Source organism: Xenorhabdus littoralis, assembly GCF_033949345.1.
GTDB classification, from domain to species: Bacteria; Pseudomonadota; Gammaproteobacteria; order Enterobacterales; family Enterobacteriaceae; genus Xenorhabdus; species Xenorhabdus littoralis.
Window position 1 is genome coordinate 1 of record NZ_VCDP01000125.1, and the last position, 11,501, is coordinate 11,501.

Consider the following 11,501-nt stretch of genomic DNA (forward strand, 5'->3'; position numbering starts at 1 on the left):
TGCGGGTGGTTCTGATTTATTGTGATGATTATCACTCGCTGCACAGATCAGCATTCAGCTTTTCTATGTGTTATTTCAACTTATGCGCCATTTCAATTTCTTCAGACAGAATACGGATGCCTTCTTCGATTTGTTCCTCATCAGGAATATAGTTCATGCGCATACATTGATGGGCATGAGGCCAGTCATGTTCCAATCCCGGAAAAAAGAAATGACCCGGAACCATCAGCACTTTCCTTTTCTTTAATCGCTGGTAAAGCACTTCCGTCGTGATTGGCAGGTTTTTGAACCAGAGCCAGAGGAATATTGCCCCTTCCGGTTTATGGATCAGGCAGCGATCTTCTGACATATGGCGGCGAATAATCTTAATTACGCGCTCTACCCGTTTTTTATAAAACGGCTGGATGACATTTTGCGATAGGCGGAACAGGTCATCACGTCTAATCATCTCTAGCGCAATAGCAGGCCCGACACCACCCGGAGCCAGACTGATAATGCCGTTCATGTTACTGACCGCATTGATGATTTTTTCATTGGCGATGATGATCCCACAGCGTGAACCCGGCAGGCCAAGTTTAGACAGGCTCATGCACAGGATAATATTGGGATTCCACAGCGGGGTAGCTTCGCTAAAAATAATACCGGGGAATGGCACACCGTAGGCATTGTCAATCAGCAAGGGGATATTATGCTGTTGAGCCAGCCCATCCAAACGCAGCAACTCGTCGTCAGTGATAACGTTGCCTGTCGGGTTAGTTGGTCGGGAGACGCAAATCAGGTTGATATCTTCAGAAATAGTCAGGTGATCGAAATCAACATGATATTTGAATTGACCGTCAGGCAGCAGTTCAATATTCGGTTTATTGGCGACAAATAAACCTTCATCCAAACCTGAATCCGCATAGCCAATATATTCTGGTGCAAGAGGAAACAAAACGCGCTTCATTGAACCATCTTCAGCGCGGCCGGCCAGTAAGTTAAACAGATAGAAAAAGGCACTTTGGCTGCCGTTGGTCAGGGCGATATTTTGTGGATGGATCTCCCAGCCGAGTTTTTCCTGCAACTCTTGAGCCAATGCAGTTATCAGGGTGTTTTTCCCCTGTGGTCCGTCATAATTGCAGAGCGTTTCGGTTAATTGGCCGCTTGACGCCATGTCAGCCAGTATTTGTTGGAAATACTCATCCATTTCAGGAATATGGGCAGGATTACCGCCACCCAGCATAATCGCACCAGGTGTTCTCAAACCTTGATTGAGGTCTGTCATCAGACGGGTAATTCCCGAATCTTGCGTAAACTTGTTTCCGAATTGAGAAAATTTCATAACGGCATTTGCGTCTGTTTTAGTATGAGAATAAAACACAATACCCCGCTCATTACTAGGGTGCAATGGGGAGAAATCGACATTCTGTGTTTTTATATGTCGCCTTGTGATTATTTATTGAATTTAAAAACTGGATATTTTTGATTAATCCAGTTTTATATTTCGAAGGGGTATTTTTACTTATTTTAATAAGCTAATTTTAATTTTTCACCACAGGCAATTTATTTCCGGCACCAACAATGGGTTAGATGATCGTTTACCAAACCTGCCGCCTGCATAAAAGCATAACAGGTAGTGCTGCCAATAAATTTAAACCCGCGTTTTTTCAGGGCGGCGGAAAGGGCGTCAGAAATGGCGGTTTGGGCGGGAACTTCTGCTGGTGTTTTCCAGTGATTAATCAGGGAAGAATCATCGACAAAGCGCCAGATGAAGGTGCTGAAATCTTCACCCTGTTCGACCATTTGCAAATAAGCGCGGGCATTATGAATAATTGCATTGATTTTGGCCCGATTACGCACGATAGCGCGATCTTGCATGAGTCGCTCAACATCGGTTTCATCCATTCTGGCAATTTTTACGGGGTCAAATTGATGGAAGCTTTTTCTATAACCTTCCCGTTTTTTCAGGATAGTGAGCCATGATAAACCGGCTTGCTGCCCTTCAAGACATATCATTTCAAAAAGTTGACGACTATCTCTCAATGAGGTTCCCCACTCATTGTCGTGATAGGCGATATAATCCGGATCGGATGTCACCCAGCCACAGCGAGTCATTTCCTTGCTCATGAATCGAACTCCCCTACAGATAATGGTTAATAATCACACTGATTTTAACTGTATAAATATACAAGTAAAGAGACTTGGATAAGATTTTTTTATACTGCGGCAAAATTGAGGGGAGATCAGTGCTGTATATCTTACGGTCAAAGGGTATACTGGCCGCTTTCGTTTAATTCTTATGTATCGCGTGCGGATTCAACATGCAAAAGTTTGATACCAAAACCTTTCAAGGGCTCATCCTGACACTACAGGATTACTGGGCGCGTCAAGGCTGTACCATTGTTCAACCACTGGATATGGAAGTCGGCGCGGGAACCTCTCATCCAATAACCTGCCTGCGAGCTTTGGGACCTGAGCCTATTGCAGCAGCTTATGTGCAACCTTCCCGTCGCCCGACTGACGGACGTTATGGCGAAAACCCGAACCGCCTCCAGCACTACTACCAATTTCAGGTTATCATCAAGCCATCTCCGGATAACATTCAGGAGCTTTATCTTGGTTCCTTGAAAGAGTTGGGACTCGACCCTACCGTTCACGATATCCGTTTTGTTGAAGATAACTGGGAGAACCCAACCTTAGGGGCCTGGGGCTTGGGCTGGGAAATCTGGCTTAACGGCATGGAAGTGACTCAGTTCACTTACTTCCAGCAGGTTGGCGGCCTTGAGTGTAAGCCAGTTACCGGCGAGATTACCTACGGTCTGGAACGTCTGGCGATGTACATTCAGGGCGTGGACAGCGTTTACGATCTGGTATGGAGTGATGGCCCGCTGGGTAAAACCACGTATGGCGACATTTATCACCAGAATGAAGTTGAGCAGTCTACTTATAATTTCGAACACGCCGATGTGGATTTCCTGTTCACCTGTTTTGAACAATATGAAAAAGAAGCACAGGAATTGCTGGCACTGGAAGTTCCTCTGCCACTGCCAGCCTATGAACGCATTCTGAAAGCGGGTCATACTTTTAACTTGCTGGATGCACGTAAAGCGATTTCCGTGACTGAACGTCAGCGCTATATCCTGCGCATCCGCACCCTGACCAAATCAGTTGCTGAAGCTTATTATGCCTCCCGCGAGGCACTTGGCTTCCCTATGTGTAACAAGACTATGTGTAATAAGGACTGAGAGGCCATCATGACTCAACAGACTTTCCTTGTGGAAATCGGCACAGAAGAGTTGCCACCAAAGGCGCTGCGTTCACTGGCGGAATCCTTTGCTGCCAATTTTGAAGCAGAATTGAATAACGCCAATCTGGGTCATGGTGAAGTTAGCTGGTTTGCTGCTCCTCGTCGTTTGGCGTTGAAAGTGGCAAATCTGGCGGCGGCACAGGCAGATCGTGAAGTTGAAAAGCGTGGCCCTGCGATTGCTCAGGCATTTGACGCAGAAGGTAAACCGACCAAAGCTGCGGAAGGTTGGGCACGTGGTTGCGGTATTACCGTTGATCAGGCTGAGCGCATGGTAACGGACAAAGGCGAGTGGCTGCTCCATCGTGCTCAGGTCAAAGGCCGTGAAGCAAAAGAACTGCTGGCAAGTATGGTGAGCACTTCTCTTAGCAAATTGCCTATCCCTAAATTAATGCGCTGGGGTGATAAAGAAACTCAATTTGTTCGTCCGGTGCATACTGTCACTTTGCTGCTGGGTAGTGAAGTGGTGGAAGGCGAAATTCTGGGTATTAAATCGGATCGCATTATCCGTGGTCACCGTTTTATGGGTGAGGCGGAATTTACCATTGAGAACGCAGAACAGTATCCGGCTATTTTGCAGGAGCGTGGTCGTGTTATCGCGGATTATGCAGCGCGTAAGGCGATTATCAAACGTGATGCAGAACAGGCCGCGACACAGCTTGGTGGTGTGGTTGACCTGAGTGACAGCTTGCTGGAAGAAGTCACTTCGCTGGTGGAATTACCTGTAGTTCTGACTGCGAAATTCGAAGAAAAATTCTTGGACGTCCCTACTGAAGCACTGGTTTACACCATGAAAGGCGACCAGAAATATTTCCCGGTTTACGATAAATCCGGAAAATTGATGGCGAACTTTATTTTTGTTACCAATATCGAATCTTCTGATCCTCAGCAAATTATTTCAGGTAACGAAAAAGTTGTACGTCCACGTCTGGCTGATGCGGAATTCTTCTTTAAAACAGACCGTAAACAGCGTCTGGAAGATAACCTGCCACGTCTGGAAACCGTGCTGTTCCAGAAACAACTGGGTACACTGCGCGATAAAACAGATCGCATTCAAGCGCTGGCTGGCTGGATTGCAGAAAAAATCGGTGCAGATGTGGATCATGCGACTCGAGCAGGTTTGCTGTCCAAGTGTGACCTGATGACCAACATGGTATTTGAGTTCACCGATACGCAGGGCGTGATGGGAATGCACTATGCCCGTCACGACGGCGAAGCTGAAGATGTGGCATTGGCGCTGAACGAACAGTACCAGCCACGTTTTTCTGGTGATGAATTGCCATCAACAGGCGTTTCCTGTGCTGTAGCCATTGCAGACAAAATGGATACCTTGGCAGGGATCTTCGGTATTGGTCAGCATCCGAAAGGGGACAAAGACCCGTTTGCACTGCGTCGTGCGGCCTTGGGCGTGCTGCGTATTATCGTTGAGAAAAAACTGCCTCTCGATCTCCAGACTTTGGCAGAAGAAGCGGTACGTTTGTACGGTGACAAACTGACGAACGAGAAAGTCGTGTCTGATGTGGTTGACTTTATGCTTGGCCGATTCCGTACCTGGTATCAGGAACAAGGCTACAGTGTTGATACCATTCAGGCAGTACTGGCGCGTCGTCCGACCCAACCCGCAGATTTTGATGCCCGCATGAAAGCGGTAACGCATTTCCGTACCTTGGATGAAGCTGTTTCTCTGGCGGCTGCCAATAAGCGTGTTTCCAACATTCTGGCAAAATCAGAAGAGACGTTGAATGACAGCGTTCAGGCTTCCGTATTGAAAGCGGCAGAAGAGATCCAACTGGCAACACATCTTGTTGTGTTGAAGGAAAAACTGATCCCGTTGTTTGCCGAAAGTAACTATCAGGATGCGCTGGTTGAGCTGGCTTCCCTGCGTGAAGTGGTGGACGCATTCTTCGACAATGTGATGGTTATGGATGAAGACAGCCAAGTAAGAATCAATCGTCTGACACTATTAAGTGAGCTGCGCGATCTGTTCTTGCGAGTAGCGGATATTTCATTGCTTCAGTAATCAATTTTACTGCCTGAGTAATAAAAACTCTCGTAAGTCAGCGTCTGTCTTTCCTACACTGGGCGATAACCGGCAGATACCCGTGCCGGTTTATCCCCGTGAGTACGGGGAATACTATGAGCAAATCGGTACCCAACTGGTCGGCTGTATGGCGCATGCCCGTCGAAAATTTATGGAGGCGAAGCAGGCTCAGGGGAAAAAACAAAACGGGCAAAGCTGATATTGCGCTGAGCCTGATCCAGCCACTTTACCGGGTCGAGGATCAGATCAAGGGGTTAAGCCCCAATCTCAGGTGATCCCCAAAAGCAAGCTGGGTGAGGTTGTTACTTACCTGAGCAATCAATGGGAAAAACTGATCCGCTATCGGGAGGACGGCTGCTTGTCGATCGACAATAACCGGGCAGAAAGGGCGATCAAACCGTTTGTCATCGGGCGAAAGGCGTGGCTGTTCAGCCATACCCCGCGCGGTGCACAGGCAAGTGCGATCCTCTACAGCGTTATTGAAACGGCCAAAGCCAATGGACTGCTCCCCTTCGATTATGTCATGGCCTGTTTGGATGAGTTATGCTAGCCTATCCCAGATCTGGAAAAACTGCTGCCCCATGGAAAAGGGAGATAAGCCAAGTGTAGTTTAGTTGACACTTACGTTTATATCTCCGTTTTAATGGTAATAATTTTAAGATTCGACCCTGTATCTGAATTTGTGTAATTGCCTGTTTTTGGTATGTTTAATTTATCAACTAAAACAGGTGAAAAGCTTCCCAAAAGCCTTTATGGACTTTTCCTTTCTCGATAAAACCACTACATACTCCTTTTTCAGTGCAATCTAATTCCAGTGGCTGGAAAGTTCCGTCTGTGAACACATCCTTTTTTCCGCCATTTAGCGCCACAGGCGGTTTGCATGCTTTCCAGCGCAATAGGCTTACCATGCGACTGCAACGATTCACTCCCCCCGATAATCGGGTACGTTCATCTTGCCAGAGTGATCGGTGGCATCGTTTAAAAGAATCACTGCTTTACCTGCTATGTTGTTACCTCCATTACCATTCACCATAGGGATAGGTTTTTCCTTTGATAAGGGCTTTTATTTCCTCAGAATATTCACCATAGCCATCGGGATGGTTTGTCTTTCCCTGACACATTGTCATCTTATCGTCGGAAACTGATTCACCGGTGGCAATTAAAATATTGTTGCCGTTGTTTTTATCAATGCCTCGCAGCCACGCGCGGGTAGTTCCTCCCGGTGCTAGGCCAATAAACATCTTGTATCGGTAGTCTGGAGGTTGGTTTTCATAGCCGGGATAGATGGCTGGCTCCCTCATCAGCTTTCTCACTTCAGGTGTAAAAATAAATTTTGTCTGGTAGGTTTTTTTATCAATTACCGAATCCCAACAAACCATTAATGCTTGAGGCAGGGCTTCTCCATGATTTTTGACGGCGCTGCTAAATCCCCCCGCTTTCTGATCCCAACTGTCCACGCTGTCATAGTCTGAATTGGCACCGTCAGGCATAAATTTTTGTACAACGTAGTTATCTTCATCCCAAAATTGGACAAAATTGATGCTGGCGTAAAGAGATTTTGGAGTAACGAACTTAAACTCCCACCTGTTATATGGAAGTGGCTCACTGTGACGAACAATCGGTTTATAGTTCACCACACGGTTTTCAGAATATCCAAACGCTTTAGCAAGCTCTGTAATATACATATAAGCATACCCCGCTAATATCAGCAGGATTAGGCTCATAGTAAGTAATATGACTAAGCCTTTTCTTTTCATTTCGAGATGTCCTTGCCGTTATTATCAAAAATAGCTCTGCGCCAATTGTCATTAGGGCGGTTAGCATAAATTATCTCAGCGGGATAAGCATCTCCTTGGATTTTATTATCTTTCATTTTTACACCATTCCAGTGCGCTGAGAAATGAGTGTATTTTGACCACACCAGGTCAAGCTCTTCCGGGGTAAAAGGCTCTGGTTGCTGACCCTGCCGGATAGCACGACCCTGAGCAATGGCTTTTTCTACCAGAGGCTGAAGTTCTGCTGGAAGTTGATAATTACTATCTTTATCGTCAGGTTTATTAAAGACCAGCCCCGCTTCTTGCGCAGCATCTTGCATCACCAGCATACCGACCTTAGACCAATCATTTTTGATGGTGCGGGTAAGTACAGCTGCGGCCACCACATTGATTAAACCAGATCGTTGCATAGCAAGTGCTGAGCTTTCATCGCGCCATGTAACGATCCTAGCATTTTCGTCCGTGATTAATGGTCCAATAGTTAGAGATTTCTTTAACAGAGATAGCTCCTTCTGAACATCTTTATACACAGGAAGATTGTTATCAGGGATCACCTTGATCCCTGATGTAGGTATCATCTTTGGTCGAGTGATACACAATCTCTCATCACCGACAGGGTCATATCCGCCGCCAACGTCCGCATGTGCACCGGGTAGTTCGAGTTCAGGCCAGTGAGGTTTTACACTGTTTAAGGAGAAATTATAGCGGCATTCATTCTGGGCGGTAATATGGAAAACATGTTGAGCAATATTAAGGTGGGGAGGTAAAGAAATCTTAACATCACTACCTGTTGTGTATGATTTGTGGGGGTTGAAATTATTATTTGCCACTGCAACTGCTGAAACGGTGTCATATATTCCTAAAAAGCGGGTCTTACCCGTAGGGTAGAGTGACTTCGCCAAGTAGCGGCGATTGGTGAAGCATTCATTTAATGCGTTTAATAAGTCAGCATCCTTATTCAAAATACGGTTAGCAAAATGACGGGATGACGCAGCTCCCCTGCTGAAGCCTATAATATCGAACCTGAGAGATTTGATATTATCTTTTACTTCTTTCAATAATCCTGAAAGCTCGATTTTGATTTTCTGAATCGCGATATCCGTTTTGGTAATAACCCCGGCGTCCCCTCTTCCTGACATGTACCCCCATACATGATCAGATTCACCTGATATGGTGCCAACACCTTCAATATACACTTTAATTTGACGTGAATTTTCATCCAGTTTGGAGTCGTTGTATATTTTGTATAGGAAGTGTACATTTGTGTAATAATTATCATAACTCAGCCGCGAAACATCGCCGGGCTTGCCATATTGATTAAATGAACACATAAACTTATCATACTGATCTGGAGTAAGGTCATTCTTCTCAGCGGCACAAAGGCGTTCGTCGGTATTATTGACATTATTCCCCGTCCCATCAAAAAAGACACCGATAATCAAATTGATACCACTTTCTATTGCCTGGATTTCCAGTACATACCGCCGATTAAGGGGATGGGCGGTGAATCCGGTTAGTGTCGAGTCTTTAAAATGTTCCGAGGCTTTTAACGTTTCCTCTTTCCAGCCCGTGACTTTGGGATAAGCATCACTGATGCCACCCAGCGGAATATAATGATAGGCATGTCCGCCATAATAGCTATTTTCCCTGACCTGAAGATTGCCTGCTTTCCCGGTATCTGGCCGGGCGGCGCACTGTGTCACTTTATCAGCCAAAGGCTGTGCGGCAACTGTTAATGTCACTGGCATGGGGGAAAGCTCGGTTTCACGTAATACGCCATTTCCATCGGTGGTGCCTGTTCGTTCAAGTCTCTTTTTCCCCCGAATTTTCAGTTTATAAGGTATCCCTGCCAGCGGTTCTCCTTGTTCATCCACCAGTTGAAATTCAATCCAATGTTTGAGTATCTTCTGACAATCAAGACAATCCAATGGTTCCAGTTTGCTCATTTTTCGTATCCCTCATTATTTATGCAAAATCATGGCGTTCCGTATCAGCGTCAGCAGCCGATCCCGTCTGTTGGCTGTCAGTAATAAAACGTTCAACGGTTAATTTATTCAGGTTGTTAGTCTCGGCTCTTTTTTGTTTTAGCCACGTAATAATATGCAGTTCTAGTTGGCCTTCGGGTTTATCCAGTTTTAGCGCCAGTTCTGCGTGGTCTTCCCATAGCTGACAACTTAATGTGAGTGCCAGATTGTGCAGCGCGGTTTCCGATGTATGGCGAGCCTGAATCAAGTGATCACCCAACACAAATAAATGTTCGTTCAATTCCTGAGGGCAATTTTCTGGCCGGTAATAGCAACACGAATCAGGCGTATCTATCATCAGTTCGTTAACCGGGGTTAAGAGTTCACGCCAGTCACCCGGCTGTAGGACTGGCAGCAGAGGAGCGAATACGCGGTTATCCATCAAACGTAAAACCACCACTTGTCCGCGCAGCATTACCTGCTGATGCAAACGCCAGTGTTCCAACTGAAATGACCAGGGTAAGGAACTGCGATAAGCCCAACCCCAACTGGTGTCACTGAATTCATGTTTATCCAGCAGTACAGCCAGTTCCGGCAGGTATTTTGTTTTGGGTTTAATCAGCCACGGGCTTTGTGCCAACAGGTCGTTCATCTGTGTGCCGCTGTAGAGTGGGAATGCTTCTTCTATCCAGTCATTGACGTAAAAAAGTTGAACAGGGTTAGGGGTTGCCAGACTGTTGACCAGAAAATAACAATCTCCCTCGTCTTGGTGTGACAGCCAGATTTTCCAATCGGTACATGCCATCATGCTTCCTCTTCTCCGGTAATAACCCAGTTTTCCTCTTGCTGTGCGAGAATGGCACAGGCAGGTTTGGCGGTAAATTTGACTTCCGGTAACGGCTCCACCCCGTCCGGCAGTAACAACGAAAGCCCGCGCCCACTGCCTGCCGAACCCTGCCCAACATTAATCGGTGAAGACAAAATCCCGCCCGGGGTGACTTTCAGAAAACTGCCGCCGACTTTCAGGGTGATTTCCGAGGCCGCTTCCAGCACCACTTTGCCGCCACTTTTCAGGTGGATTTCCTGCCCGCTGTCAATCACGGTGGCATCACCGGTCTGAATATGCTGACTGCCGGCAATCCGGTGGGAAACATCCCCTTCGGTGGTGATTTTGCGCGAACCGGCTACCTGATGATGGTCATCGGCGAGTATTTCGTGATAACGGTTATTATCGATACGTTGTTTCTGGTCATGCTTGATATGCCAGAGGGCATCATTTTCGATATGGGCGGTAAAATCTTTCTGACCGTGGAAATAGATTTCCTCGCTGTCTTTGGCATCCTCAAACCGCAGTTCGTTAAAGCCCTTGCCTTTATGGGTTTTGGTCTTAAAGGTGGTGCGGGTTTTTTCTGCCGGTAAATCCAGCGGCGGGCGGTTCAGGCCGTTGTAAACACAGCCGGTGACAATCGGCCGGTCAATATCGCCGTTGAGGTAAGAGATAATCACTTCCTGCCCGATGCGAGGTATCGCCATAAAACCAAAGCCGTTGCCGTTCCAGCCCTGTGCGACGCGCACCCAGCAGGAAGCGCCATCATCCGGCGGGTCATAGCGGTTCCAGTGAAAATGGACTTTAATCGCGCCCTCTTTATTGACGAAGATTTCTTCCCCTTCCGGCCCGACCACCATTGCCGTTTCATCGCCATCGGCCAGCGGTTTGTAGTGGAAAGGTGGACGCCAGTCGGCAAGGCCGTCGATAAAACTGAAATGGTTGGTCAATGTGGTTCCTTCGCCCCCACCATGACCCAGTGCCTGCGGGCAGCGCCCGTGATGACTGATACCGACTACCTGCCAGCGGGCATTCAGCGGGGCGTGCGGGTGACTTTTTATCTCAAAAATTTTGCCCGGCATCAGTTTGATGCAGTTACTGTTGCCGCTGCCGGTTTTTTTCTGGTTATCCAGTGCTTCATGGCGGTATTTGAGAAACGGTTTGGCGGCGGCATCTTTCTGAAAACGCCCGTAACTTTCAAATACGGTATAGGGGGTTTGGCTGCCGAAATCGCGAAAATCTTCGCTGCTCTGCATATGAGAAAGGTGATAACGCGGGTTTTCCGGGTTGAAATCTTTATGGAAACTGCGTTGCGGACTCATCCCGACGCCCAGCCGTACCTGATAAATGGTATCTGCCCCGTGCGCAGTTTCCGGTTGTGGCTGGTAAAGCAGCGGCAATCCGGCGGTCATCCCCAGATGGCTGTCACTGAAAAACAGCGTTTCATCTTCAAACCAAAAGCTGATCCCCTCTTCCGCTGCCAACCGGCTGAAAAACCCATAGTCAGATTCCCGTTTCTGGGTCACGTATTCTCTGTCCTGATGGGGATCGTAGAGCTTCGAATCGGCGCGGACTTTATGCTTTTTCAACAGGCCATTCAGGATGGCAGGCA

9 protein-coding genes and 1 pseudogene are annotated in these 11,501 nt (G+C 47.1%); 3 read left to right on the plus strand and 7 right to left on the minus strand.

What is annotated here, in order from left to right; genetic code table 11:
- Positions 1–70 precede the first annotated feature (70 nt).
- Entirely contained in the window at positions 71–1,321 is a 1,251-nt protein-coding gene (locus FE394_RS18195; RefSeq protein WP_319927748.1) for a valine--pyruvate transaminase, read from the minus strand.
- A 221-nt stretch (positions 1,322–1,542) separates the two neighbouring features.
- On the minus strand, positions 1,543–2,094 hold the full coding sequence (locus tag FE394_RS18200) for a DNA-3-methyladenine glycosylase I (protein ID WP_319927756.1): 552 nt from the start codon (positions 2,092–2,094) through the stop codon (positions 1,543–1,545).
- Positions 2,095–2,300: 206 nt separating this feature from the next.
- On the opposite strand from FE394_RS18200, the gene glyQ reads away from it, so the two are divergent.
- The 3 genes and pseudogenes from glyQ (at position 2,301) to FE394_RS18215 (ending at position 5,874) form a co-directional block, all read left to right on the plus strand.
- A complete protein-coding gene (glyQ, locus tag FE394_RS18205; protein ID WP_319927749.1) occupies positions 2,301–3,224 on the plus strand; it encodes a glycine--tRNA ligase subunit alpha in 924 nt (307 codons plus the stop codon).
- Between the two features lie 9 nt (positions 3,225–3,233).
- Positions 3,234–5,303: a glycine--tRNA ligase subunit beta gene (gene glyS, locus FE394_RS18210; RefSeq protein WP_319927750.1), complete on the plus strand. Its 2,070-nt coding sequence runs from the start codon at positions 3,234–3,236 to the stop codon at positions 5,301–5,303.
- A 148-nt stretch (positions 5,304–5,451) separates the two neighbouring features.
- Positions 5,452–5,874 (plus strand): annotated as a pseudogene (locus FE394_RS18215) (IS66 family transposase).
- A gap of 169 nt (positions 5,875–6,043) precedes the next feature.
- Here FE394_RS18215 and FE394_RS18220 read toward each other — a convergent pair.
- The 5 genes from FE394_RS18220 to tssI form a co-directional block, all read right to left on the minus strand.
- Positions 6,044–6,250, minus strand: coding sequence for a hypothetical protein (locus tag FE394_RS18220; RefSeq protein ID WP_319927751.1), 207 nt, complete (start codon positions 6,248–6,250; stop codon positions 6,044–6,046).
- A 93-nt stretch (positions 6,251–6,343) separates the two neighbouring features.
- On the minus strand, positions 6,344–7,081 hold the full coding sequence (locus tag FE394_RS18225) for a DUF2931 family protein (protein ID WP_319927752.1): 738 nt from the start codon (positions 7,079–7,081) through the stop codon (positions 6,344–6,346).
- Positions 7,078–9,045 carry a phospholipase effector Tle1 domain-containing protein gene (locus FE394_RS18230; protein WP_319927753.1) on the minus strand — a complete coding sequence of 656 codons (1,968 nt, stop codon included), beginning with the start codon at positions 9,043–9,045 and terminating at the stop codon, positions 7,078–7,080. The genes FE394_RS18225 and FE394_RS18230 overlap by 4 nt, the downstream gene beginning before the upstream one ends.
- A 19-nt stretch (positions 9,046–9,064) precedes the next feature.
- On the minus strand, positions 9,065–9,871 hold the full coding sequence (locus tag FE394_RS18235) for a DUF4123 domain-containing protein (protein ID WP_319927754.1): 807 nt from the start codon (positions 9,869–9,871) through the stop codon (positions 9,065–9,067).
- On the minus strand, positions 9,868–11,501 hold a 1,634-nt coding region (gene tssI / locus FE394_RS18240), incomplete at its 5' end, for a type VI secretion system tip protein TssI/VgrG (protein WP_319927755.1). The genes tssI and FE394_RS18235, both read right to left, overlap by 4 nt.